This window comes from Enterobacter sp. 22466 (assembly GCF_052044775.1).
GTDB classification, from domain to species: Bacteria; Pseudomonadota; Gammaproteobacteria; order Enterobacterales; family Enterobacteriaceae; genus Enterobacter; species Enterobacter dissolvens.
Genome location: NZ_JBQENX010000007.1, coordinates 187,778 through 211,945 on the forward strand (window position 1 = coordinate 187,778; position 24,168 = coordinate 211,945).

The 24,168-nt window shown below is 55.2% G+C and carries 26 protein-coding genes and 5 tRNA genes; 14 read left to right on the forward strand and 17 right to left on the reverse strand.

The window, feature by feature from the left end:
* Positions 1-40: 40 nt before the first annotated feature.
* The 11 genes from csrA (at position 41) to ACTJJI_RS18410 (ending at position 5,329) form a co-directional block, all read left to right on the forward strand.
* Positions 41-226, forward strand: a complete 186-nt coding sequence (gene csrA / locus ACTJJI_RS18360; protein ID WP_000906486.1) for a carbon storage regulator CsrA — start codon at positions 41-43, stop codon at positions 224-226.
* Between the two features lie 343 nt (positions 227-569).
* A tRNA-Ser gene (locus ACTJJI_RS18365) sits at positions 570-662 on the forward strand.
* 4 nt (positions 663-666) lie between these two features.
* A tRNA-Arg gene (locus tag ACTJJI_RS18370) sits at positions 667-743 on the forward strand.
* Positions 744-807: 64 nt separating this feature from the next.
* Positions 808-884: transfer RNA gene (locus ACTJJI_RS18375), tRNA-Arg, on the forward strand.
* A 29-nt stretch (positions 885-913) separates the two neighbouring features.
* Positions 914-990: transfer RNA gene (locus ACTJJI_RS18380), tRNA-Arg, on the forward strand.
* A 29-nt stretch (positions 991-1,019) separates the two neighbouring features.
* Positions 1,020-1,096: transfer RNA gene (locus ACTJJI_RS18385), tRNA-Arg, on the forward strand.
* Between the two features lie 125 nt (positions 1,097-1,221).
* On the forward strand, positions 1,222-1,788 hold the full coding sequence (gene yqaB, locus ACTJJI_RS18390; RefSeq protein WP_014833022.1) for a fructose-1-phosphate/6-phosphogluconate phosphatase: 567 nt from the start codon (positions 1,222-1,224) through the stop codon (positions 1,786-1,788).
* Positions 1,785-2,213, forward strand: a complete 429-nt coding sequence (locus ACTJJI_RS18395; RefSeq protein ID WP_014833021.1) for a YqaA family protein — start codon at positions 1,785-1,787, stop codon at positions 2,211-2,213. The genes yqaB and ACTJJI_RS18395 overlap by 4 nt, the downstream gene beginning before the upstream one ends.
* 83 nt (positions 2,214-2,296) lie before the next feature.
* A complete protein-coding gene (gshA, locus tag ACTJJI_RS18400; RefSeq protein WP_014833020.1) occupies positions 2,297-3,841 on the forward strand; it encodes a glutamate--cysteine ligase in 1,545 nt (514 codons plus the stop codon).
* A gap of 153 nt (positions 3,842-3,994) precedes the next feature.
* Positions 3,995-4,510, forward strand: a complete 516-nt coding sequence (luxS, locus tag ACTJJI_RS18405; RefSeq protein ID WP_014833019.1) for an S-ribosylhomocysteine lyase — start codon at positions 3,995-3,997, stop codon at positions 4,508-4,510.
* A 54-nt stretch (positions 4,511-4,564) separates the two neighbouring features.
* Positions 4,565-5,329, forward strand: a complete 765-nt coding sequence (locus ACTJJI_RS18410; protein ID WP_440655112.1) for an AraC family transcriptional regulator — start codon at positions 4,565-4,567, stop codon at positions 5,327-5,329.
* Here ACTJJI_RS18410 and leuA read toward each other — a convergent pair.
* The 13 genes from leuA to ACTJJI_RS18475 form a co-directional block, all read right to left on the reverse strand.
* Positions 5,316-6,971: a 2-isopropylmalate synthase gene (leuA, locus tag ACTJJI_RS18415; protein ID WP_440655114.1), complete on the reverse strand. Its 1,656-nt coding sequence runs from the start codon at positions 6,969-6,971 to the stop codon at positions 5,316-5,318. The genes ACTJJI_RS18410 and leuA overlap by 14 nt on opposite strands.
* A 166-nt stretch (positions 6,972-7,137) precedes the next feature.
* Positions 7,138-8,685, reverse strand: coding sequence for a multidrug efflux MFS transporter permease subunit EmrB (emrB, locus tag ACTJJI_RS18420; RefSeq protein ID WP_014833016.1), 1,548 nt, complete (start codon positions 8,683-8,685; stop codon positions 7,138-7,140).
* 16 nt (positions 8,686-8,701) lie between these two features.
* Entirely contained in the window at positions 8,702-9,874 is a 1,173-nt protein-coding gene (emrA, locus tag ACTJJI_RS18425) for a multidrug efflux MFS transporter periplasmic adaptor subunit EmrA (RefSeq protein WP_014833015.1), read from the reverse strand.
* A 128-nt stretch (positions 9,875-10,002) separates the two neighbouring features.
* Complete coding sequence (gene mprA, locus ACTJJI_RS18430) at positions 10,003-10,533, reverse strand: transcriptional repressor MprA (protein ID WP_014833014.1); 531 nt, start codon at positions 10,531-10,533, stop codon at positions 10,003-10,005.
* 314 nt (positions 10,534-10,847) lie between these two features.
* Positions 10,848-12,032, reverse strand: coding sequence for an MFS transporter (locus tag ACTJJI_RS18435; protein WP_046889275.1), 1,185 nt, complete (start codon positions 12,030-12,032; stop codon positions 10,848-10,850).
* 188 nt (positions 12,033-12,220) lie between these two features.
* Positions 12,221-13,216 carry a glycine betaine/L-proline ABC transporter substrate-binding protein ProX gene (gene proX, locus ACTJJI_RS18440; RefSeq protein ID WP_047361474.1) on the reverse strand — a complete coding sequence of 332 codons (996 nt, stop codon included), beginning with the start codon at positions 13,214-13,216 and terminating at the stop codon, positions 12,221-12,223.
* Positions 13,217-13,228: 12 nt separating this feature from the next.
* On the reverse strand, positions 13,229-14,293 hold the full coding sequence (proW, locus tag ACTJJI_RS18445; RefSeq protein ID WP_014833011.1) for a glycine betaine/L-proline ABC transporter permease ProW: 1,065 nt from the start codon (positions 14,291-14,293) through the stop codon (positions 13,229-13,231).
* Positions 14,286-15,488 (reverse strand): glycine betaine/L-proline ABC transporter ATP-binding protein ProV, encoded by a 1,203-nt coding sequence (gene proV, locus ACTJJI_RS18450; protein ID WP_014833010.1) that lies wholly within the window; start codon positions 15,486-15,488, stop codon positions 14,286-14,288. Before proV ends, proW begins: the two co-directional genes overlap by 8 nt.
* 333 nt (positions 15,489-15,821) lie before the next feature.
* Entirely contained in the window at positions 15,822-16,781 is a 960-nt protein-coding gene (nrdF, locus tag ACTJJI_RS18455) for a class 1b ribonucleoside-diphosphate reductase subunit beta (protein ID WP_020684925.1), read from the reverse strand.
* A 9-nt stretch (positions 16,782-16,790) separates the two neighbouring features.
* The gene (nrdE, locus tag ACTJJI_RS18460) at positions 16,791-18,935 is read right to left on the reverse strand and encodes a class 1b ribonucleoside-diphosphate reductase subunit alpha (RefSeq protein WP_047361476.1); all 2,145 of its coding nucleotides are present in this window, start codon (positions 18,933-18,935) and stop codon (positions 16,791-16,793) included.
* Positions 18,908-19,318, reverse strand: coding sequence for a class Ib ribonucleoside-diphosphate reductase assembly flavoprotein NrdI (nrdI, locus tag ACTJJI_RS18465; RefSeq protein WP_046889272.1), 411 nt, complete (start codon positions 19,316-19,318; stop codon positions 18,908-18,910). The genes nrdE and nrdI overlap by 28 nt, the downstream gene beginning before the upstream one ends.
* The gene (gene nrdH, locus ACTJJI_RS18470) at positions 19,315-19,554 is read right to left on the reverse strand and encodes a glutaredoxin-like protein NrdH (RefSeq protein WP_013098419.1); all 240 of its coding nucleotides are present in this window, start codon (positions 19,552-19,554) and stop codon (positions 19,315-19,317) included. Before nrdH ends, nrdI begins: the two co-directional genes overlap by 4 nt.
* A gap of 245 nt (positions 19,555-19,799) precedes the next feature.
* A complete protein-coding gene (locus ACTJJI_RS18475) occupies positions 19,800-20,126 on the reverse strand; it encodes a DUF883 domain-containing protein (RefSeq protein WP_046889284.1) in 327 nt (108 codons plus the stop codon).
* Between the two features lie 160 nt (positions 20,127-20,286).
* Here ACTJJI_RS18475 and ACTJJI_RS18480 point away from each other — a divergent pair, with 160 nt between their 5' ends.
* Complete coding sequence (locus tag ACTJJI_RS18480) at positions 20,287-20,631, forward strand: DUF2002 family protein (protein ID WP_013098417.1); 345 nt, start codon at positions 20,287-20,289, stop codon at positions 20,629-20,631.
* A gap of 32 nt (positions 20,632-20,663) precedes the next feature.
* On the opposite strand, the gene alaE is transcribed toward ACTJJI_RS18480, so the two are convergent.
* Positions 20,664-21,113 (reverse strand): L-alanine exporter AlaE, encoded by a 450-nt coding sequence (gene alaE, locus ACTJJI_RS18485; protein WP_014833005.1) that lies wholly within the window; start codon positions 21,111-21,113, stop codon positions 20,664-20,666.
* A gap of 478 nt (positions 21,114-21,591) precedes the next feature.
* On the opposite strand from alaE, the gene stpA reads away from it, so the two are divergent.
* Positions 21,592-21,996 (forward strand): DNA-binding protein StpA, encoded by a 405-nt coding sequence (gene stpA, locus ACTJJI_RS18490; RefSeq protein ID WP_014833004.1) that lies wholly within the window; start codon positions 21,592-21,594, stop codon positions 21,994-21,996.
* A 38-nt stretch (positions 21,997-22,034) separates the two neighbouring features.
* Here the strand turns inward: stpA and ACTJJI_RS18495 are convergent, their stop codons facing one another.
* Together ACTJJI_RS18495 and ACTJJI_RS18500 are read right to left on the reverse strand one after the other, a co-directional pair.
* Complete coding sequence (locus ACTJJI_RS18495; protein WP_014833003.1) at positions 22,035-22,214, reverse strand: hypothetical protein; 180 nt, start codon at positions 22,212-22,214, stop codon at positions 22,035-22,037.
* A 79-nt stretch (positions 22,215-22,293) separates the two neighbouring features.
* Positions 22,294-22,815 carry a rhodanese family protein gene (locus ACTJJI_RS18500; protein ID WP_063425498.1) on the reverse strand — a complete coding sequence of 174 codons (522 nt, stop codon included), beginning with the start codon at positions 22,813-22,815 and terminating at the stop codon, positions 22,294-22,296.
* Positions 22,816-22,993: 178 nt separating this feature from the next.
* Between ACTJJI_RS18500 and ACTJJI_RS18505 the strand changes: the two genes are divergently transcribed.
* On the forward strand, positions 22,994-23,152 hold the full coding sequence (locus tag ACTJJI_RS18505) for a YqaE/Pmp3 family membrane protein (protein WP_014833001.1): 159 nt from the start codon (positions 22,994-22,996) through the stop codon (positions 23,150-23,152).
* On the opposite strand, the gene ACTJJI_RS18510 is transcribed toward ACTJJI_RS18505, so the two are convergent.
* Positions 23,149-24,078 (reverse strand): LysR substrate-binding domain-containing protein, encoded by a 930-nt coding sequence (locus ACTJJI_RS18510; protein WP_440655122.1) that lies wholly within the window; start codon positions 24,076-24,078, stop codon positions 23,149-23,151. The two genes, ACTJJI_RS18505 and ACTJJI_RS18510, sit on opposite strands and share 4 nt — an antisense overlap.
* Between the last annotated feature and the right edge of the window lie 90 nt (positions 24,079-24,168).

Here is a 24,168-nt window from a genome sequence, read left to right on the forward strand (position 1 = left end):
ACAAGAGACCCGACTCTTTTAATCTTTCAAGGAGCAAAGAATGCTGATTCTGACTCGTCGAGTTGGTGAGACCCTCATGATTGGGGATGAGGTCACCGTGACAGTTTTAGGGGTGAAGGGTAACCAGGTACGTATTGGTGTTAACGCTCCTAAAGAAGTATCTGTCCACCGTGAAGAGATCTACCAGCGTATCCAGGCTGAAAAATCCCAGCAGTCCAGTTACTGATATTATCGCGTCTCGCTGTCGGGCGAGACGCAACCCCTCTTGTCATTTTTCCTGCTCAAAGTTACCGTTTAATTTCAATCGCTCTCTTTTTAACCACTCCGTTACCCTTAACTCGTCGCAACACCGCCATTTCTGCACAGGTTTTCTGTGAAGATGCCAGCAAAATCCGCTTATAAAACACCCTCTTTGCGGCTTTTACATGCGAATTGCCTGTGATTTGTGCAAACGATAAAAGCTTTTGGAAAATTGTTTGACTTATAAGTCCCAGAAAGTAATATATGCGCCACGCAGCGACGAGAAGCTCTTAACGAGTCACTCGAAGCACTCGAAAGAGGCGTTGTGTGGTGAGGTGGCCGAGAGGCTGAAGGCGCTCCCCTGCTAAGGGAGTATGCGGTCAAAAGCTGCATCCGGGGTTCGAATCCCCGCCTCACCGCCATTTTGCATCCGTAGCTCAGCTGGATAGAGTACTCGGCTACGAACCGAGCGGTCGGAGGTTCGAATCCTCCCGGATGCACCATCTATTACTTCATATTGCTTTAGAAGTGATATGAATATCGAGCAGTACAGTAGTAAATCCCGATGCATCCGTAGCTCAGCTGGATAGAGTACTCGGCTACGAACCGAGCGGTCGGAGGTTCGAATCCTCCCGGATGCACCATTTACTATTTCTGAAAGCAGTACCCTGATGCATCCGTAGCTCAGCTGGATAGAGTACTCGGCTACGAACCGAGCGGTCGGAGGTTCGAATCCTCCCGGATGCACCATTTACTGTTTCTAAAAGCATTTCCCCGATGCATCCGTAGCTCAGCTGGATAGAGTACTCGGCTACGAACCGAGCGGTCGGAGGTTCGAATCCTCCCGGATGCACCATCTCTTCTGATGTTCCCTTCGATGTTTAGTTCTTAATCACTCTCGTTGTTATCACTTCGCAATCAGCGACAAAAACCCCCGTTTACGATAAAGTAATCCTTTGTTAATCGGTTAGCGAGAGCACGATGTACGCACAGTATGACGGTTTGATCTTCGATATGGATGGCACCTTGCTGGATACCGAACCCACGCACCGTAAAGCCTGGACAGACGTCCTTGGTCGTTACGGTATGCGCTTCGATCTCCAGGCGATGATTGCCCTCAACGGATCCCCTACCTGGCGTATCGCACAGGCCGTCATTGAGCTTAATCAGGCCGATCTCGACCCGCACCTGCTGGCGCGCGAAAAAACCGATGCAGTCAAAGCAATGCTGCTGGACACCGTGCGGCCTCTGCCGCTTGTTGAGGTGGTAAAAGCGTGGCACGGACGTCGCCCGATGTCGGTTGGCACGGGCAGCGAAAGTGCCATTGCCGAAGCGCTACTCAACCATCTTGGCCTGCGCCACTATTTTTCTGCTGTGGTTGCCGCCGATCATGTTAAAAATCACAAACCCGCACCGGACACCTTTCTGCTTTGCGCAGAACGAATGGGGGTGCCGGCAGCGAAATGCGTTGTGTTTGAGGATGCTGACTTTGGCATTCAGGCCGCGCGTGCAGCCGGAATGGATGCTGTGGATGTGCGCTTACTGTGAGTGACGCGCTGTCACTTTTATCATTATTCGCCAGCAGTTTTTTAAGCGCTACGCTCTTACCGGGAAATTCGGAAGTGGTGCTGGTGGCGATGCTGTTGTCTGGCGTGAGTCAGCCCTGGTTGCTGGTGTTAATAGCAACAATGGGTAATAGCCTTGGAGGGCTGACTAACGTTATTCTTGGGCGTTTCTTTCCGCTGCGTGAAAAATCGCGCTGGCAGGAAAAGGCAGTCGGCTGGCTAAAACGCTATGGCGCTGCCACGCTGTTATTAAGCTGGATGCCTGTAATAGGCGATTTACTGTGTCTGCTGGCGGGATGGATGCGCATCTCCTGGGGGCCGGTGCTCTTTTTTTTGTGCCTTGGCAAGGCGTTGCGCTATGTTCTTGTGGCGTGGGCAACACTACAGGGTATGACGTGGTGGCACTAATTGGTGGAATGAATACGCGACCTTCAATCGTCAACCATTACAATTATGCTGAGTAACATTACTTTGACAGGCGGGAGGTCAATTTGATCCCGGACGTATCACAGGCGCTGGCCTGGCTGGAAAAACACCCTCAGGCACTGAAGGGTATTCAGCGTGGTCTTGAGCGTGAAACGCTGCGCGTAAACGCGGATGGCAGCTTAGCGACGACGGGTCACCCGAAGGCGTTAGGCTCGGCGCTGACACATAAATGGATCACTACCGATTTCGCTGAAGCACTGCTGGAGTTTATCACTCCGGTGGACGGTGATATTGATCATATGCTGACGATTTTGCGCGATATCCATCGCTACACCGCCCGTAATATGGGTGATGAGCGCATGTGGCCGCTCAGCATGCCCTGCTATATTGAGCAAGGGCAGGAGATTGAGCTGGCGCAATACGGCACCTCGAATATCGGTCGACTGAAAACGCTATATCGCGAGGGTCTGAAAAACCGCTACGGCGCGTTGATGCAGACGATCTCAGGCGTACATTACAATTTCTCGTTGCCGATGGCTTTCTGGCAGGCGAAATGCGGTGAAACGGATAAGGACGCGATCTCCGCGGGCTACTTCCGCCTGATCCGCAACTATTACCGTTTTGGCTGGGTTATTCCTTATCTGTTTGGTGCATCGCCGGCAATATGCTCCTCGTTCCTGCAGGGGAAACCGACGACGCTGCCGTTCGAGAAGACCGAGTGCGGGATGTACTATCTGCCGTACGCCACCTCTCTGCGCCTGAGCGATCTTGGCTATACCAATAAATCGCAAAGCAATCTCGGTATTACGTTTAACGAATTGCAGGAATATGTGGCAGGATTGAAGCGGGCGATCAAAACCCCGTCGGAAGAGTACGAGAAAATCGGCCTCGAAAAAGACGGCAAACGTCTGCAAATCAATAGCAATGTGCTGCAGATTGAAAACGAACTGTACGCACCAATTCGTCCGAAGCGTGTGACGCGTAGCGGGGAAACCCCGTCGGATGCGCTGCAGCGCGGCGGGATCGAATACATTGAAGTGCGCTCACTGGATATCAACCCGTTCTCGCCGGTTGGTGTTGATGAGCAGCAGGTTCGTTTCCTGGATCTGTTTATGGTCTGGTGTGTGCTGGCCGATGCGCCGGAAATGAGTTCAGACGAACTGCTCTGTACCCGCACTAACTGGAACCGCGTGATTCTCGAAGGGCGCAAACCGGGCCTGACGTTGGGTATTGGCTGTGAAACGGCGCAGTTCCCGCTGCCGAAAGTGGGTAAAGATCTGTTCCGCGACCTGAAGCGAGTGGCCCAGACAATGGACAGCCTTTACGGTGGCGAAGCGTATCAACAGGTCTGCGACCAGTTAGTGGAATGCTTTGATAACCCGGAGCTGACTTTCTCGGCGCGTATTCTGCGTTCTATGATTGATCAGGGCATCGGCGGAACAGGGCGTGCCCTCTCTGCGGAGTACCGTGAGATGCTGATGCATGAGCCATTAGAGATCCTGAGCGAAGCGGATTTTGTCGCGGAACGGGATGCGTCTGTTGTACGTCAGAAAGAGGTTGAAGCGGCAGATACGGAGTCGTTTGACGCGTTTCTGGCAAGGCAGGCTTAAGCAGAAAAGAAAAAGGCCACATCGCTGTGGCCAAAATATACATCTCTGAATTCAGGGATGATGATAACAAATGCGCGTCTTTCATATACTCAGACGTGCATTCTGTAGAAGAGTTCAGTTTATTTTAAAAAAAATCACTATCGGAGGTGACGTATGCCGTTATTAGATAGCTTTACTGTCGACCATACCCGTATGGAAGCACCTGCAGTCCGTGTGGCGAAGACCATGCACACTCCGCACGGCGACACGATCACCGTATTTGATCTGCGCTTCTGCGTGCCTAACAAAGAAGTGATGCCGGAAAAAGGCATTCATACGCTGGAACACCTGTTTGCAGGTTTTATGCGTGACCACCTGAACGGTAACGGCGTTGAGATTATCGATATCTCTCCGATGGGCTGCCGTACCGGTTTCTACATGAGCCTGATCGGCCAGCCGGAAGAGAAGCGTGTCGCAGATGCGTGGAAAGCGGCCATGCAGGACGTGCTGAAGGTAAAAGAGCAGAACCAGATCCCAGAGCTGAACGTCTACCAGTGCGGCACCTACCAGATGCACTCTCTGGAAGAAGCCCAGGAGATCGCGCGTCACATCATCGAGCGTGATGTTCGCGTCAACAGCAACGAAGAGCTGGCCCTGCCAAAAGAAAAACTGCAGGAACTGCACATCTAGTGCACCTTTTCCCTCTCCCGACGGGAGAGGGTAGGGTGAGGGTTGCTTAACCCCATGACCACAACGTCTACCTTCTCTTTTACCCATCGTCCCCTCGTTCCGTTTGCCCATGATTACGTTCATGGTGACAGCGAGCCGTGGCACCACCACGACTGTGCCCAGCTGCTGCACACCCTGAGCGGGGTGGTACGGGTAGATACCGCATCGGGCTGTTGGGTGGTTCCGCCGGGCCGGGGCGTCTGGCTACCAGCAGGAACGCAACACTCGCTTCGCATCACCGGCAACGTAGCGGCGCGCACGCTGTTTATCGATCCGCTGGCGCGGGCCGATCTCCCTGCGACCTGCCAGATCGTGCAGATCTCGTCGCTATTACGCGAACTGATCCTTGTCTCCCTGCAGCTTGAGGAGTCTTACTCACCGGGAAGCCGGGACGAGCGGGTGTATGAGCTGATTCTGGATGAGATCCGTTTGATGCCAGTGCTGCCGTTTCATCTGCCGGAGCCGGAAAGCGAGCCGTTACGCCAGCTTTGCCAGCGGATCCGCCAGGCACCCGGCGAAAGCTGGAGCAGTACTGAGGCCGCGAGCACCGCAGGCATGAGCGAGCGCACGATGAACCGCCACTTTCAGCAGCAGACCGGTTTACGCTACGCAGAGTGGTTGAGAAGGGCGCGCTTGCTGGAGGCGTTACAACGGCTGGCACAGGGCCAGCCTGTGTTACGCGTGGCGCTGGATCTGGGCTACGGTAGCCACAGCGCCTTTACCGCGATGTTTCGCCGGGTGATGGGGATCTCACCCAGCGATTACTTCAAAGACAGCTAACCGCATTGAACAGCGCCTGAAGCGAGGCGCGCGCCACGTCACTGTCAATGCCCACACCCCAGCGGCTGCTGCCGTCCTGGAACAGGCAGCGAATATAGGCCACCGAACGGCTGTCGCTGCGTTCCCCCAGCGTGTGTTCGTGGTAGTCCTTAATCACAAACGGGGTGGTGATCCAGCGGCTTAAGCCACTGGCGGCCGCGGATAACAGCCCGTTGCCCTGGCCTTCAAGCTGGCGCGTTGCGCCCTGCGTCACGACACTTGCCGTCAAACGTAACTGACCATCCTGCTGACTGTCGCTGCGATAAGATTGCAGGGCAAAGTGCGGGTCTGCGACCAGCCCGTAGCGGCTGCGAAACAGCTGCCACAGGGCGTGTTGCGTCATCTCTTTACCGTGGCGATCGGTCTCCTGCTGCACGTGCTGGCTAAAATCCTGCTGCAGCGCGCGGGGTAATTTCAGACCATGATTCTGCTCGATGAGCCAGGCGCTACCGCTTTTCCCGGACTGACTGTTAACCCGGATCACCGCTTCATACGTGCAGCCGATATCCTGCGGATCGACAGGCAGGTACGGCATCTCCCAGCGCTCGCCCGGTTTGCGGGCATCAAAGCCTTTTTTGATGGCGTCCTGATGAGAGCCCGAGAAGGCGGTATAGGCCAGCCGTCCCGCCCACGGATGGCGCGGATGCACCGGCAGCTGGTTGCAGGTTTCCACCACTTCTACCATCCGGTTCATATCGCTAAAGTCGAGATTCGGGCTGATCCCCTGGCTGTAGAGATTCATCGCCAGCGTCACCAGACAGACGTTGCCCGTGCGTTCGCCGTTGCCAAAAAGGCAGCCTTCCACGCGATCTGCGCCCGCCAGTACCGCCAGCTCTGCGCTGGCCACGCCGGTGCCGCGATCGTTATGCGGATGAACGCTGATGCAAACATCAGCGCGGCGGCTAAAGCGGCGGCAGAAATACTCGATCTGATCGGCGTACACGTTCGGCGTGCTGACCTCCACGGTGGCCGGTAAGTTGATCACCATTGGCCGTTCGGCGCACGGCTGCCAGATCTCCGCCACCGCTTCACAAATCTCCAGGGCAAACTCCGGTTCGGTAAAGCAGAAGGTTTCCGGGGAGTATTCGTACTGCCAGCGGGTTTCCGGGTTCTCTTCGCAGAGTTTGCGGATAAGCCGCGTGTAGCGTGTTGCCAGCTCAACGATTTGCGCTTTCTCCAGGCCGAACACCAGGCGGCGGAACAGCGGGGCGGTGGCGTTATACAGATGGACGGTGGCCTGTTTCGCCCCGCGTAACGATTCAAAGGTGCGGACGATCAGGTCTTCCCGTGCCTGGGTTAATACCTGAATCGTGACGTCATCCGGGATGCGGTTCTCTTCAATCAACTGGCGAACAAAGTTGAAGTCGGTCTGCGAGGCGGAAGGAAAGGCGACCTCAATCTCTTTGAACCCGCAGCTCAGCAGCAGATCCCAGAACTGCAGCTTGCGCGAGCTGTCCATGGGTTCGGCAAGGGCCTGGTTACCATCGCGTAAATCGGTTGAGAGCCAACGCGGCGCGTGGGTGATGCGTTGCTCAGGCCAGCGGCGGTCAGGAAGAGAAATAACGGGGTAAGGCTGGTACTTGTCGGCGGGTGTGTTCAGCATGATGCGCTCCTGTTGTCTTTTCACTATCGTGAATCGATTTCAGGCGCGCTGCTTTATCGGACGTGACAATCGCTGTCGCGTTTTAGACAACAGCGCGGGTTTTGCCGGATGTGCACAAATCGTAGGCCCGGTAAGCGAAGCGCCACCGGGCATTTCACGCAGAGGGCTAGTGCGCGCCACCACCCCCACCACCGGCACCAAACGGCGGTCTGGCAAACCACACCAGTCCCAGCAGGACGATAAAGATCCCCGCCGATATCCAGAAAATCTCGTTGGCCGAGATAATCAGCCCCTGGCTGGTGATCTGCTGGGCAATCCAGCCGGACGCCTGCTGCTCCGTCATGCCCATCCCCTGAAGCTGGCTATACATCTGCTGCGCATTCGGGTTGTACGGGTTCACCGCTTCGGTCAGCTGCGCATGGTGCATCGATTCCCGGTTTGTCCACAGGGTGGTGGTAATCGAGGTCCCGATGGAGCCCGCCAGCGTACGGGTGAAATTCGACAGGCTCGACGCGGCCGCCAGACGCTCAGGCGGTAAGCCAGACAGCGTGATGGTGGTCAGCGGCATAAAGAAGCACGCTACCGCGAAGCCCTGAATAAACTGCGGCCACGCAGAAGCGCCAAAGTCCATCCCCGGTTCAAAGGTATACGCACGCCAGTAGAAGCACACCGCATACATAATGAAGCTGAAGGTCACCAGCCGACGCATGTCGAGCTTATGGGCAAAGCGGCCAATGATTGGCGACAGCAGCACCGGGATCACCCCAACAGGCGCAGACGCCAGACCCGCCCAGGTCGCGGTATAGCCATACACCTCCTGCAACAGCTGCGGCAGCAGAACAATCGCGCCGAAGTAGAGCATATAGGCGAGGCTGATACACAAACAGCCGATGGTAAAGTTTCGCGACTTAAACAGCGAGAGATCGACTATCGGGTTGTCGTCCGTCAGCTCCCAGACAATCAGGAAGCTTAGCGACACCACCGCGACAATGGTCAGGATGATGATCTCCTGCGAGTTGAACCAGTCCAGCTCTTTACCCCGGTCGAGCATGATCTGCAGACTGCCGATACCCAGGATCAGCAGCGCCAGCCCAATACTGTCGATTCGCCGCTGTTCGGTGCGGGTCTCGCGACCGCGCAGGGATTGCAGCGTCATCAGCACCACGACAGCGCCAATCGGGACGTTGATGAAGAAGATCCAACCCCAGTGGTAGTTATCGCTGATGTAACCGCCCAGAATCGGTCCGCAGATAGGCGCGACGATCACGGTCATTGACCAGAGCGCCAGCGCGACGGATCGTTTCGCGGGCGGGTAGTTGCTCAGCAGCAAACTCTGGGAGAGAGGGATCAGCGGCCCGGCGACAATCCCCTGGATGACGCGGAAGAAAATCAGCATCGTCAGGCTGCTGGACATGCCGCACGCCCAGGAGGCCAGCACAAATGCCACCGTTGACCACAGGAACAACTTCACTTCCCCGACGCGCTTCGCCAGCCAGCCGGTAATCGGAATGGAGATGGCATTCGCTACCCCGAACGAGGTAATGACCCAGGTCCCCTGGCTCAACGACGAGCCAAGGTTCCCGGCGATCGTCGGGATCGCCACGTTTGCGATGGTGGAGTCCAGCACCTGCATGAATGTCGCCAGCGACAGCGCAATGGTCATAATGACCAGCTGCGCGCCTTCCAGCGGTTTTTGCGGCTTTTGCTGTTGCATAACGCTCACCTTCGGATTAACCGGCGTTTGCCTTCACGATGTCATCGATCAGCTTGTTGACCGGATCGAGGCTAATTTCACGGGCGTTACTTTCATAAGCCGGGGTGCTACGAACCTGGCTTGCCAGAATCTGACCGTCGCGGTTGGCGGTATCCACCGTCACCAGCGTGGAGAGGCCAATACGCAGCGGATGGTCAGCCAGCTGTTTGGCATCCAGCTCGATACGCACAGGCAGACGCTGAACCACTTTGATCCAGTTACCGGTGGCGTTCTGCGCAGGGAGTAGCGAGAAGGCGCTGCCGGTACCCATATCCAGACCCACCACTTTACCGGTGTACTTCACGTCATCACCGTAAATGTCGCTGATAACGGTCGCCGTCTGGCCGATACGCATATGGGCGAGCTGCGTCTCTTTGAAGTTCGCATCAACCCACAGATTGTCCGCCGGCACGACCGCCATCAGCGGCGTGGTTGGGCTAATCTGCGCGCCGGGCTGTACGGAACGACGGGAGACATAGCCGGTCATCGGGCTGACGATTTTGGTACGCTGCAGGGCAAGCCATGCGTTACGGACTTCGGTCGCCGCCTGTTGTACCGCAGGCTGGTTTTCAAGGCTGGTGCCGAGAATCATCGCCTGGTTGGCGTTGTACTGCTGAATGGCCACATCCAGCTGCGCCTGGGCGCTGGCAACGGCGTCGCGGGCGTGCTGCAGCTCTTCACGGCCAATCAGGTTGGCGGTGCCGAGCGGCACACGGCGGTTAAGGTCGCTCTGTGCCTGGGCGAGTGCGGTTTTCTGCACGTCGATGTTGGCCTGCAGCTGCTTACTGTTGATCATCAGCTGACGGGTCTGACGCACGCTGGAGGCCAGCGCGGTCTGTGCTTTTTCAAACGCCTGTTGGGCGTCGGTCGGATCCAGCGTGACCAGCACATCCCCTTTTTGCACAAAGTCGGTATTATCAGCCCAGACTTTCGTCACGCTGCCCGACACCTGCGCCATAATTTGTACCTGGTTCCCTGCCACGTATGCGTCGTCAGTCTCTTCAGCATGACGCAATACTAAAAACCAATAGATCCCATATGCCACGGCAATAATGATAAAGAGCAAGGTCAACAGAAGAAGGGCGCCCTTACGTTTGCCTTTCTTGTTGGCCGGTTGCTGCGGGGTTGTGTTCTCCGCATTTGCGCTCATTGTTGTTCTCCACGATCTTCTTATTTTCACATCGGCTGCGCCGACCTGTTGTCAGAAAGGCCAGCAGTGTCACGTGCTGGCCTGTCAGTTTTCTTTTTTAAATCTGGATATTCGAGCGTGTCGTCGCGTTAGCGCAGCGCCTCAAGGATAGCGCCGTCTTCATCCATCTGATCCAGACGGGTGAGCAGCTTGCGAGTGATGTGCTCAAGCTGGTCGCGCTCGGCGGTGCTGAGGACAGACCAGAGTTTGTGCAGGCAGTTATGCTGAGGTGGCAGCACCTCACGCAGGAATTGGTGACCTTTGTCGGTCAGTTGCAGATGCAGACAACGGCGGTCGTTGTCGCTTTCACGGCGCTCAATCCAGCCGCGTTTTTCCAGCTCATCAGCGATACGGGTGGCGTTAGTACGGGACGAACCCAGCGCGCAGCTCAACTCCGACGGCTGAATACTGTGATTTTCCTGAGACTCCAGCGTAATCAACGCCATAAACAACGTCTCGTTAATCCCTTGAGCTTTCAGCATCTTATTACGGTTATCCAGCAGTTTCCCCTGCATGTGCATGCACAGGCGGGTCAGCAGGATTTCCTGATACGGGAAGTCCTCATGACGACTGGCGCGGAATTTAAGCATTTGTTCAATGGGCGTAAACGAACTATCCATTTGGGCATAACCTCATTAATTACAGCCGATATAGTAACGATAGTGACAAATAATGTAAATGAATTATTTGTGCGGTTAAATCCGCCAAACTTATGCCACTATCAGAAAGCGCCGGGTAAGTCCGTGACCCGGTGAGCACAGAAAGAGAGGGGGGTGAACCCGCGAAAGAGAGGATGTGAGGACAGGGGTCTGAACTATTCATGCCGTTTGAAAATATGTCACCCACATTAAAATTTCTGGGATAAATGATTACGTTTACATTAACAGACTGAGGGGCCCCTTTACACCCTAAGAGGCCCAAAGCTATGTAAAACTTAGTGAATGGCTTCCTGACGATGGTATCCGCGCCACCATACTACCAGGTTTAGCGCGGCGACAACGGCCCCTGTCGCGCACACCCCTGACCACCCGCCATGCTGCCACGCCGAGGCGGAAATTAACGAGCCCGCAGCACCGCCAATAAAGTAGCTGGTCATGTAACCGGCGGTGAGGCGATTTCGCGCCTCCGGCTTCACGCGGTAGATAACGGTCTGGTTTGTGATATGCACCCCCTGCACGGTGAGATCGAGCACCAGAATGCCGACGATCAGCGCCAGCACGGAGGTATGACCGTACCAGATGGCCGCCCAGGAGAGCAGAAGCAGCACCAGCCCGGCGCTGGTGGTCATGTGGGATTTGCCCTTATCGGCCAGCCCGCCAGCCGGACGTGCGCCGAGCGCCCCCGCCGCACCGGCCAGACCAAACAGACCAATCACCCCTTCGGAATAGTTAAACGGCGGTGCGGCCAGCAGAAAGGCCATCGACGTCCATAAGATGCTGAAGTTGGCGAAGGTGAAGCAGCCCAGCAGCGCGCGGGTACGCAGGAGTTTATCCCGGGTAAAGAGGCTGAACACGGAGGCCAGAAGCTGAGGATAGTTCAGGTGGTTTTCCTGCTTCACCTTTGGCAGGCCGCGCCAGAGCGCCAACGCCATCACCACCATCAGCACGCTTGCCACCCAGTAGACGGTGCGCCAGCCGCCAAGGCTTGCCAGTAATCCTGCGACGGTACGCGCCAGCAAAATCCCCAGCAGCAGGCCGCTCATAATAGTGCCCACCACTTTGCCACGCTTTTCCGGTGCGGCGAGGGTGGCGGCCAGTGGGACCAGAATTTGCGCCACCACGGAGAACAGACCCGTCAGCGCGGTGCCGATAATCATCATTGTTAAAGAATGGCTGCTGGCGGTGATCAGCATGCCGCCTGCGGCCAGCAGGGTCATGGAGACAATCAGCATCCGGCGCTCAAACATATCCCCGAGCGGCACCAGGAACAGCAGCCCGGCGGCATAGCCGAGCTGCGCGGCGGTGACAATAAAGCCGGCCGAGCTGGCTGAAAGGTTGAACGCCCGGGCGATGGTATCGAGCAGAGGTTGCGCGTAGTAGTTACTGGCGACCGCCAGACCCGTTGCCACGGACATTAAAAGAATAAGCGCGGGGCTAAGCCCCTGAGATGTTTTTGTCATGAGTTTAAGAAATCATTAGTTAAGTGATTATTTTTCCGGAAACAATAATAACCAATGATTGTGAAGGATGGGGGATTGTCGGGTGATGGATTGTGCGGTTTTGGGGATGGTGCGGTCTGGTGCCCTCACCCTAACCCTCTCCCACAGGGAGAGGGAACGATTAAGAGGGCCGGGGTGAGGGGAAAAACTTACTTCTGCGCCTCAAGCGCTTCCTTCACCCAGCCATCAAACTGCTGCTGGTGGGCTTTAATCCAGCCGTCAACATGGCCCTTCACATCCGCCTCAGACGATTTGCCCGCGTGCATCATCGCATTCTGGGCGTTGATGTCCGCCAGCGGCAGCTTCATTACCGAGAACAGTTTTGCCGCGGCCGGGTTTTTCTCCGCCCAGGCTTTGTTGGCGACGATATGCATCGTATTCACCGGGAAGCCGTAGTTCATGCCGTTCGGCAGTTTGGTGTCGATATCTTTCTGCTCGCCCGGCAGGGAGGAGAACGGCACCTGCAGCCACACCACATCTTTACCTGGCTTCAGCACGTCGCTCACCCAGTACGGGGTCCAGGTGTAGTAGATCACCGGTTTGCCCTCTTTAAAGCGGGCGATGGTGTCGGCCATCATCGCCGAGTAGTTGCCGTGGCTCACATCGACGGTTTTCGCCAGACCGTACGCCTTGTTCTGGTGGTTAATCACCGCTTCACAACCCCAGCCCGGCGAGCAGCCCATCATATCGGCTTTGCCGTCGCCGTTAGTGTCGAACAATCTGGCGATCTTCGGATCTTTTAGCTGCTCAATATTGGTGATGTGGTACTGGTCGGCGGTTTTCTTGTCGATCAGATAACCCTGCGCCGCACCGGTCACGAAGGTGCCTTCACGGTAGAACTTCTTATCACCGCCAGCCGCGGCGTACATATCGTCGTGCAGCGGCTGCCAGTTGACGGCAGTGAATGTCGCATCACCGGAGGCAATCGAGGTGTAGCCAACGTTGTAATCCACTTCGCTCGGCGTATTGACCGTATAACCCAGCTTCTCCAGCGCGCGGCTGACGATCAGCGTCTGGAAGCTCTCTTCCGAAATGGTGCTCTGAACCGGCTGTACGGTAATGCCTTTACCCGGCAGGTCCGCGGCGAATGCGCTGGTGGAGACAAGGGTGGCAAACGCTGTGGCAAAAAGTACCTTATGTCGCATCGTTGTTCCTTATTATCTGATGAATGGACGGGTGATTAATCCGACAGGGCCGGTGGTATACCAGCGACGGTTGCCGCGACTGCGTGAATCACGACCGACAGCCTGGGTCAGGCGGTCAAGAATAATGGCGAGGATCACAATGCCGACGCCGCCGACGGTCGCCAGACCCATATCGAGACGGCCAATCCCGCGCAGCACCATCTGGCCCAGCCCGCCAACGGCAATCATTGAGGCAATCACCACCATCGACAGCGCCAGCATCAGCGTCTGGTTAACCCCCGCCATGATGGTGGGCATCGCCAGCGGGAGCTGAACTTTAAACAGCATCTGCCGCGGGCTGGCACCGAACGAACGGGAGGCCTCGATCAGATCCGCAGGTACCTGATTAATCCCGAGTATCGTCAGACGAATAATCGGCGGCAGGGCGAAGATAATGGTCACCACCACGCCCGGCACGTTGCCGATGCCGAACAGCATCACGATCGGCACCAGATAGACGAACGCTGGGGTGGTCTGCATCGCATCCAGCAGCGGCCGAACGATCTTCGCCGCTCGTGGACTGCGCGCCAGCCAGATCCCCATCGGCAAACCGATGACAATGCAGAAGAGGAGGGCGGTCAGCACCAGCGCCAGGGTGATCATCGCCTGCGACCATGCGCCAATGGCACCAATCGCAATCAACGAGATCAGCGTGGCGATCCCCATGCCTGCGCTACCAAACTGCCAGGCGATCAGCGAGAACAGCACAATCGCCACCGGTGCGGGCATGCCCAGCATCAGCTGCTGGAAGCCGTTGAGAATGTAATCCACCGGGACGCGGATCCCCTGGAAGACCGGACGGAAATGGGTGACCACCCAGTCGATCCCCTCCGTCACCCAGCTGTCCAGGGGGATCAGCGTTTTGTGGAACGGATCCATAATATTGAAGTGCTCTGGCGCCGGTGCTGGCGCATTATTGAGCCAGTCTGCCGCGCCACCGCCATCGGTCGGTGCTGGCGTGGAACCCCACGCATCGGCAGATTGTGCAGCACTGTCTGCTGCCTCTGTGGTGCCCCACGGGTTAGATTGATCAGCCATTGTTTGCCCCCTCGCGATCTAAAGCCTGCAGCAACATTCGTTTTGAAATGATGCCGACGTACTGTTGTTCTTCCCCAATAACCGGCACGGCACACGGTGCCTGGCCGACGTGAGAGAGCAACTCGCTGAGCGGCGTTTCGGCATCCACGGCGAGCGGAGCGTCAATTAACGCCGCATCAATTCCCTGGTTTTCGCTGAGCGCGGTTTTGAGAGAATCGATGGAGACAACGCCGACAAATTTATTGCCGCGTTCAACCAGATAACCGTATTCGCGGTCTTCGTCCTGCAGAAGCTTAAGGGCAGAGCGCGGACCGAAGCCTGGCGTTTTACGAATAATGCCGTTCGGGGTACGGCGGGCAATATCTTTGGCGCTAAACACTTGGCTAATATCCACGCCGCGGAAGAAGGTCCGCACATAATCATTTGCCGGATTATTCAGAATTTCATCCGGTGTACCGACCTGCACCACTTCGCCATTTTGCATAATGGCAATGCGGTCACCAATACGCATGGCCTCATCGAGATCGTGAGAAATAAAGACAATGGTGCGCTGGTGTCTGGCCTGTAATTTTACCAGCTCATCCTGCATCTCGGTGCGAATTAAAGGATCAAGCGCCGAGAAGGCTTCATCCATTAATAAAATATCGGGATTAATGGCTAATGCGCGGGCTAAACCCACACGCTGACGCATACCGCCGGAAAGCTCATCCGGATACGCATGGGCATAATTTTCCAGCCCTACCTGGCGCAATGCATCCAGCGCTTTTTCCTGACGTTCACTGGCGGCAACGCCCGCTAATTCCATACCAAAGGCGGTATTATCCAGTACCGTCATATGCGGCATCAGGGCGAACGACTGGAAGACCATCGCAATCTTTTTTCTGCGCACCTCGCGGAGTTCGGCCTCTGATATTTTGGCAATGTCTACACCATCAATCAGGACCTGCCCACGGGTGGGTTCAATCAGGCGATTGAGAAGGCGAACCATAGTGGATTTACCCGAACCGGATAACCCCATGATGACAAAAATCTCGCCTTCTTCAATGGCCAGACTGGCGTCTTTAACGCCAAGCGACAGCCCGGTTTTTTCCAGAATTTGCTCTTTCGAAAGGCCTTTCTCAATATATTTGAATGCGCGCTGTGGATGCTCGCCAAATATTTTATAAAGATTCTTCACTTCTAATTTAATTGCCATGCAATAGAGAGTGTCCTGTTATTTGTTTATGTCGATATGATTACCATGGTAAATTGTTAACGGGCATAACCCTAACATACTCAGATTCTGAGGCAACCCTGGGTTTGCTTATGGGTTGAATTTTGCAGTAAGCGAAACGGCTGAATTTCCCATGAGTAAAGGGCTGAGCGCGATCTGCATTTTTCTGAATTTTTTGCTGCGCCATTGGGAGAATTCGCCTGGATCGGAGTGATTCAGGCGAATATGTCGTGGAGATGACAGTGTAGCTGAAGGAGAAATATCCGGAAGGAAACTGGAATAGTTATATTTAATTAATGAACGTTAAGGCGCTCATTAAAAATCCCAGTCCTCATCTTCCGTTTCCACCGCTTTGCCCATCACATACGATGAACCGGACCCGGAGAAGAAGTCGTGGTTTTCATCAGCGTTAGGGGAAAGGGCCGCCAGAATTGCCGGGTTCACGTCGGCCATTTCCGGTGGGAACAACGCCTCGTAGCCGAGGTTCATCAGCGCTTTGTTGGCGTTGTAGCAGAGGAAGGCTTTTACCTCCTCTTCCCAGCCGGTTCCGGCGTACAGTTCTTCGGTATAGCTCAGCTCGTTATCATAGAGATCCATCAGCAAATCAAGGGCAAACCCTTTCAGTTCCTCGCGTCTGGCATCACTGACTTTCTCCAGCCCTTTCTGGTACTTATAGCCGATGTAATACCCGTGCACCGCTTCATCCCGGATGATGAGACGAATGAGATCGGCGGTGTTGGTGAGTTTGCCGCGGCTCGACCAGTACATCGGCAGCCAGAAGCCGGAGTAGAAGAGGAAAGATTCCAGGAACACGCTGGCGATTTTCTTCTTCAGCGGCTCATCGGCCTGATAATAATCCAGCACCAGGTTGGCTTTACGCTGCAATGACTCGCTCTCTTCACTCCAGCTGTAGGCCGCATCCACATCTTTGGTCTGGCACAGCGTCGAGAAGATCGAACTGTAGGAGCGGGCGTGCACCGCTTCCATAAAGCTGATGTTCGACATCACCGCCTCTTCATGCGGCGTCAGCGCATCGGCCATCAGCGCGGGGGCACCGACGGTATTCTGAATGGTGTCCAGCAGCGTCAGGCCGGTAAAGACGCGGATGGTCAGCTGTTGCTCGGCGTGACTCAGGGTTTGCCAGGCCGGAATATCGTTAGAAAGCGGCACTTTTTCCGGCAGCCAGAAGTTGCTGGTCAGGCGGTTCCACACCTCCAGGTCCTTATCATCCTGAATGTGGTTCCAGTTAATCGCACTCACGCGTGACAGTTTCATCCTTTCTCCTTACAGCGCGCAGGACACGCAGCCTTCGATTTCGGTGCCTTCCAGCGCAAGCTGGCGCAGGCGAATGTAATAGAGCGTTTTAATGCCTTTCTTCCAGGCATAAATCTGCGCTTTGTTGATATCCCGCGTGGTGGCCGTGTCCGGGAAGAAGAGCGTCAGCGACAGACCTTGATCCACGTGTCGGGTCGCCTCGGCGTAGGTATCGATGATTTTTTCCGGGCCAATCTCATACGCGTCCTGATACAGCGCCAGGTTCTCGTTGGTCATAAACGGGGCAGGATAGTAAACGCGCCCGGTTTTGCCCTCCTTGCGGATCTCAATTTTCGACACAATCGGGTGGATGCTCGACGTGGCGTGGTTGATGTAGGAGATAGAGCCGGTGGGCGGTACCGCCTGCAGGTTCTGGTTATAGATGCCGTGGCGCATGACATCGTCACGCAGCTGCTGCCACATTTCCCGCGTCGGCAGGGTAATCCCTGCACGGGCAAACAGTTTGCGCACTTGTTCGGTTTTCGGCTGCCAGTCACCCTCCAGATACTGACTGAAATATTCCCCGCTGGCATAGCGCGACTGTTCAAAGCCCGCGAAGCGCTGGTTGCGCTCGCGCGCCAGCATCATTGAGGTATGCAGCGCATGCCAGGTGATGGTGTAAAAATAGAGATTGGTGAAATCCAGCCCTTCCGGGCTACCGTAGGCGATGCCTTCCCGCGCCAGATAGCCGTGCAGGTTCATCTGCCCAAGACCGATGGCGTGCGATGCGGCGTTACCCGCCTCAATGGATGGCACGCTACGGATGTGGCTCATGTCGGACACCGCCGTCAGCCCGCGAATGGCCGTTTCTACCGTGCGGCCAAAATCCGGTGAATCCATGGTGTGGGCGATATTCAGCGATCCGAGGTTGCAGGAGATATCTTTGCCGATGTCGGCGTAGTCCAGATTCTCGTCATAGGCAGACGCACTGTTGACCTGCAAAATCTCCGAACAGAGGTTGCTCATGTTGATACGCCCGGCAATCGGGTTCGCACGGTTTACCGTGTCTTCATACATGATATACGGATAGCCGGACTCAAACTGAATTTCGGCAAGCCGCTGGAAGAAATCGCGGGCGTTGATGTATTTTTTGCGAATGCGATCGTCGGCAACCAGCTCGTCGTACAGCTCGCTTATCGCCACGTCGCCAAATGCCTTGCCGTAGAGGCGTTCAATGTCATACGGCGAGAAGAGCGCCATGTCGGCATTCTCTTTGGCCAGTTTAAAGGTGATATCCGGGATCACCACCCCAAGCGACAGGGTTTTGATACGGATTTTTTCGTCGGCGTTTTCGCGTTTGGTATCCAGAAAACGCAGAATGTCCGGATGGTGCGCGTGCAGGTAGACCGCCCCGGCCCCCTGACGGGCCCCAAGCTGGTTGGCATAGGAGAAGGCATCTTCCAGCATCTTCATCACCGGGATCACGCCGGACGACTGGTTCTCAATGCGCTTAATCGGCGCACCCGCTTCACGCAGGTTAGACAGCAAAAACGCCACGCCACCGCCGCGCTTTGAGAGCTGCAACGCCGAGTTCACCGCGCGGCCAATCGACTCCATATTGTCTTCTATACGCAGCAGGAAGCAGGAGACCAGCTCGCCGCGCTGGGACTTACCGCAGTTGAGGAAGGTTGGCGTGGCCGGCTGGAAGCGCCCGGAGAGGATCTCATCCGTCAGTTGTTCAGCCAGGGATTCGTCGCCCTGGGCCAGCGTCAGCGCCACCATCACCACGCGATCTTCAAAGCTTTCAAGATAGCGTTTGCCGTCGAAGGTTTTCAGGGTGTAGCTGGTGTAGTACTTCCAGGCGCCAAGAAACGTCTGGAACCGAAAACCGCTGGCGTGGGCCCGCTCAAATAACCTGACCACAAAGGCGCGGTCGTAGCGGGCGAGCACGCGTTCTTCGTAATACCCTTCGTTGACCAGATAGTCGAGACGTGCGTTCTGGCTGGCGAACGTCATGCTGTTGGGACGGACGTGGGCGGCAAAAAAGGCGTCCACGGCGTCATGATCTTTACCAAACTGGATGCGCCCCTCGCGATCGTAGAGGTTAAGCATCGCGTTTAAGGCGTGGTAATCAGGTGTCGCCTGCATTACGCGTTCTGCGGTTGTCGTTGCCAAAATTCGTTTACTCCTTTACGCACGTTCTCTACGTCCTGCTGTGTCCCCATCAGTTCAAAGCGATAGAGATACGGCACGCCGCATTTTTGAGAGATGACATCCCCGGCGCGACCGAAGGCGTCGCCGAAATTACGATTGCCCGCCGCAATCACGCCGCGGATAAGCGCGCGGTTGTGGGGATCGTTGAGAAAGCGGATCACCTGACGCGGTACTGCGCCTGCCGTACCGCCGCCGCCATAGCTGGGAACCACCAGGATGTAAGGGTCGTCTACCCGAATACGCTCCCGCTCGTTGAGCGGAATGCGTACCGCAGGCAGCCCGACGCGCTCGATAAAGCGAAGCGTGTTTTCCGAGCTGCTTGAGAAGTAGACCAGCCCGCTCATGCCCTTGCGGCCTGCGCGGCGAGGCGGTTAATCATATCCGGGCGGAAGCCAGACCAGCTGGTTTCCCCGGCCACTACCACCGGCAGCTGGCGAAATCCCTGGGCGCGCAGGGTATCGGCCGCCTCGGGCACCAGATCGATATTCACCATCTCAAAATCCACCCCGCGGCTTTCCATAGCGCGTTTGGTCGCGTGGCACTGAACACAATCGTTACGAGTGTAAATAATAATGCTCATGATTCGTATTTCCATTTAAAATGAGAGAACGGCGCGAAGCATCGCGTCAGGTTGTGTGTGTCTTGCTAAAAGGAATACTAGATGTAGTTGTGATAAGTTTCAACCATACAAGATATGGGAAATTTAGATTGATGACGCCCCAATGATGAGCACAGCGGGGCAGGGCGGGCTGTACGGATTTTTCAGGCTTTCAGGCAAAGAAAAGCCCCGGCACCAGAGGCAACCGGAGCTGATAACGCGCGCGCTTACTTACGCAGGCTAAGCAGGGCGCCAACAAAAATGCCGACCGCCGCGACCGTGCCGAGCGTACACAGCGGTTTTTCACGGACGAAGGTTGTCGCGCAACTCGCCATGTCGCAGGCAGCCTGGGTGGCGCGTGAACGGCCATGCATACGGGCACGGGTTTCACGCAGCAGAGACTGAGCCTTACGTTTTGCGGCCTCCGCATCGTCCTTCGCATCGGAGCCCCAGGATTTCAGTACCTCTTCCAGCGTGTCCGCTAATTTGCTGACATCATTACGAATATCCTGAGCGTCGTCGTTAATATCGTTTCGGTTCGGTCTGTTAAACATACGATCCTCCATAATTTTGTCTTCCGGTTTAGTTTAGTTCAGAAATTTAATATCTGAAGCGAGTCACGACTCATCAGGCCGTTTATGGAATATTCTGAAAGCCCTGCTAATGCTGAATACTGTAAGGTTGCCGGGCAGGAAAAGATAACGAGGAAAAGATATGTATTTACGACCGGATGAGGTGGCACGCGTTCTTGAAAAAGCGGGATTCACCATGGATGAAGTGACGCCAAAAGCGTATGGCTATCGCCGTGGCGAGAATTATGTTTACGTGAATCGTGAAGCCAGAATGGGGCGTACCGCTCTCATTATTCACCCGACACTGAAAGACAGAAGTCTGTCATTTGCTGAGCCTGCCTCGGATATTAAAACCTGCGATCACTACCAGCAATTTCCGCTCTATTTAGGCGGCGAGACGCATGAGCATTATGGTATTCCGCATGGTTTTAGCTCGCGTATGGCGCTGGAGCGGTTTCTGAAAGGGCTGTTTGGCGACGCACAATAACTCTGCGACTGGCATACGCCAGTCGCTTCATATCATGCTTTTGCCTGGCTGTACTGGCTGACCCTGAAAAGGCGACGACAGTAGTCGAGGAAATAGCCGTACACCGCGCCCATCAACATCGAAACCACGATATTCGAGCTCACCGCCGCGGCAATCTGATGCCAGTCTGCACCTACCGTCAACAGGATTGCCACATACACCGGCGACTGAAACGTCACATAAGCCAGCACATCCGCCAGGTTTTTCATCCAGCCAGACGGGCTGATGCGGCGGGCGAAGCGCATCACGGCATCACGGTATAAACCATAAGGCCATGCGATAATAATGTTGACCGGGATCGCCACCAGACGAGATGAAAGTGACTGCTCAAAGGTCATCCCGGAGAGGAATATTTCAATCAGCATGTTCACGACGGAACAGTAGACAACCATCGCGAAAGTATCCGCTACCGCGTGGCGCAGGCGAGATTGCGGTGAGAACATGGCTGAACTCCTTGAGACGCACAAAAGTGATGTTCTTAGTGGTTTGGGTTGGTTTGTTTGACGTGTATAGCGTATCTCTCTGTCTTTAAACTAACAACTAGTGATAAATTTTTATTTATGCGCGTTTTATCCACAAAATCCTCTTAAGTTGGTTGTTTTTTGCTCGCTTCGTTATTTTGTTTCTCGTATGTCTTTTTGTCGAGAAAAATCAATCAGTTGATTGGTTTGTTACAGAGGCGATAACGCGGAGCTCCGTGTGCAGTACACCGTTCTGTGATTTGTCTTAAAACTGACCGTTTATATTGGTGTAATGATTTATTTCACACACGCTGGCAACGCTTTTAGCGGATATATAAATGGCGTCTTTTAAGATATTTACAATAATGACAAAAAGCGTCGATGGGTGGATATTGCGTGAGAAATGAATTATTCTTCCCTTTGATTATACGACTCACCACTTAAAAGGTTTTCAAATAATATGTCTTTGACGTTACAGAATCTTAATAATATCCGAACTCTGCGTGCGATGGCGCGTGAATTATCCCTGGACGTTCTTGAGGAAATGCTGGAAAAAGTCAGGGTCGTTGCTGAAGAGAAACGTAGTGAGCAGGCGGAATTAGAGCAACAGCGTGCTGAGCAGCAGGAGAAAATTAATGCTCTGCTGGAACGGATGAAAGCCGATGGTATTTCACCGTCCGATCTGCTGGGTTCAGAGCTGGCGCACGCAGGTAAGACCGCGAAAAAACGTAAAGCCCGTGAAGCGAAATATCGCTTTATTGACCAGAATGGCGAAGAGAAAACGTGGACCGGCCAGGGCCGCACGCCGAAGCCTATTGCCAACGCGCTGGAAAACGGTAAATCACTGGATGATTTTCTGATTTAATGCGTGAGCCGGGCGGAAGACTCCGCCCGGTTGTCTGTTTAGCAGACGCCGAAATCCCCTTCTTCGGTGTACAGCGCAACATCCGCTGCTTTCAGGGTATATTTCTCGCCCTGCTCATTGCTGGCCTGAACGGCCACAATGCTATCTCCATTCACTTCGAGCACTTTCAGTTTCGGGCCGCCCTGGCGCGGTTGCACATAATCACCGACAGAAAACATAGAACCTCCTCATCGTTTTAGCGATCTTCACTGTAGCCCACGTCACACGCCGGGTACAGTCTGGTTCATCGATTACTGCTTATGAAGTATGCCTGTTCCACGGCATTACCTTGAGCAGTCTTGCCATGCCGCAAAAACCGGTCAGGCCAGCAAACAGGAGCCCGGCACCGACAAAACCGCTCAGCAGGAAAAAGCCGCTGGAGAGCGTATAGCCCAGCACCACGCCGCACAGAATCAGCAGCCCGGCAGCAATCTGCACCTGACGCATCAGCGGCAGCGGCTGGGATTTATCTTCCACGGTCGGCAGCCCGGCCTGTTTCCAGCCCTGAATACCGCCCTCGACCACCAAGGCCTGAGCAGGCGACGCCGCCTGGGCAAGCCGTGCGGCGTTGTTAGATGTTCTGGCCCCGGACTGGCAGTGAAAAATCACCGTTTCACCCGCCCCGGCGTTCAGTGCGCCGGGTAAGGTGTCCAGCGGCACGGACTGTGCGGCGGGAATATGCTCGCGGGCATATTCGTCAGGATCGCGAATATCAATCAGTTTTGCGCCGTCATTAATAAGCGTATTTGCCTGCTGTGGCGTAATCAGAGGAAGAGACATGGTGTTTCCTTACGGTCGTGTTTTGTGTAGTAGAGCATTTAAGGAAGGATTTAAGCCAGTTTAAAGAGGGTAAAGGCAGGTAAAAGCGCGCCAGTCGAATGGCAGTTACCCGTAAACTGGCTACGCTTAAAGAAGTGTCTTTTATAATTTTCAATTGGTTAGCTTGCACGGAGTCTTTATGGGTTTTTGGCGTGTTGTTTTTACGATTATTCTCCCGCCGCTGGGCGTACTGCTTGGCAAGGGCCTGGGCTGGGCATTTATCCTGAACATCCTTCTGACCATACTGGGCTACTTCCCAGGACTTATCCACGCGTTTTGGGTTCAGACGAGAAGCTAGGTACGCCACAGTAAGTCGCTGTAGATCCCGGTCAGTACGCCCTGCGGGCCGAACTGCTGTTTGATCCAGCGCGTAACCTGGCCGGTCGCCGCATGCTGTGTGGCAAGCAGCATGCGCGAATCCTGACGTGGGTTATTAATGCGTCGCGTCACCAGCATCCCGTCTGCCACGGCCTCCCGGGCCATGTATTCCGGCAAAAAGCCGATCCCTTCCCCCAGAATCTGACACTGGCACTTAGTGTTAAAATCCGGCACCAGAATCGCCTCCTGCCCGTGCAGCAGCCAGCCCACCTTCTTATTAATGGTGTGCGCAGTGTCCTCCACCATGATGTTCGGGTAGAGGCGCAGCTGGCTTTCCGCGATCGGTTCCGGGACAAACGCCAGCGGGTGTTCCGGCGCGATGGCGAATACCCAGCGGATAGCGCCAATCTCCGTGTAATCAATGCCGCCGCCGTCAAGAAGCGTATCCGGCGCGCCAATCGCGATATTGGCCTGGTTATTAATGATTGAGTCCCAGACGCCGTTATAGACCTCCGTGGTGACGGTGATCTGGCAGGTGGGAAACTGCTTTTTCAGCACCTGCAGCAGCCGCGCGGTATGGCGTGGGGTATACAAAAGCTGATTGATGCAGATGCGTACCCGCGCCTCGATGCCCTGAGAGATGGTGTCTATCCCACGCCTGATGGCATAGAAATCGTTCAGCAGATCGGTGGCCTTGCGGTAAAAGTAAAAGCCGGACTCGGTCAACTCAATGCTGCGGGTGTTACGCACAAACAGCACCACATCCAGCCGGGTCTCCATTCGTTTGATGGTGTAACTGATGGCCGACGTGGTCACACCCAGCTCGGCGGCGGCTTTGCTGAAACTGCCAAAACGCGCCGCCGTGGTGAAGGCCAGCAGATTCTCTTCAGTAAAGATGGAATTCATATTACGGCTCCGGGTTGCCATCAGTTTTGAACATATTTTAACAGCGGCGCAACAACGCATTTGACGGCGGTCACAGTTCTGATGTTTAGC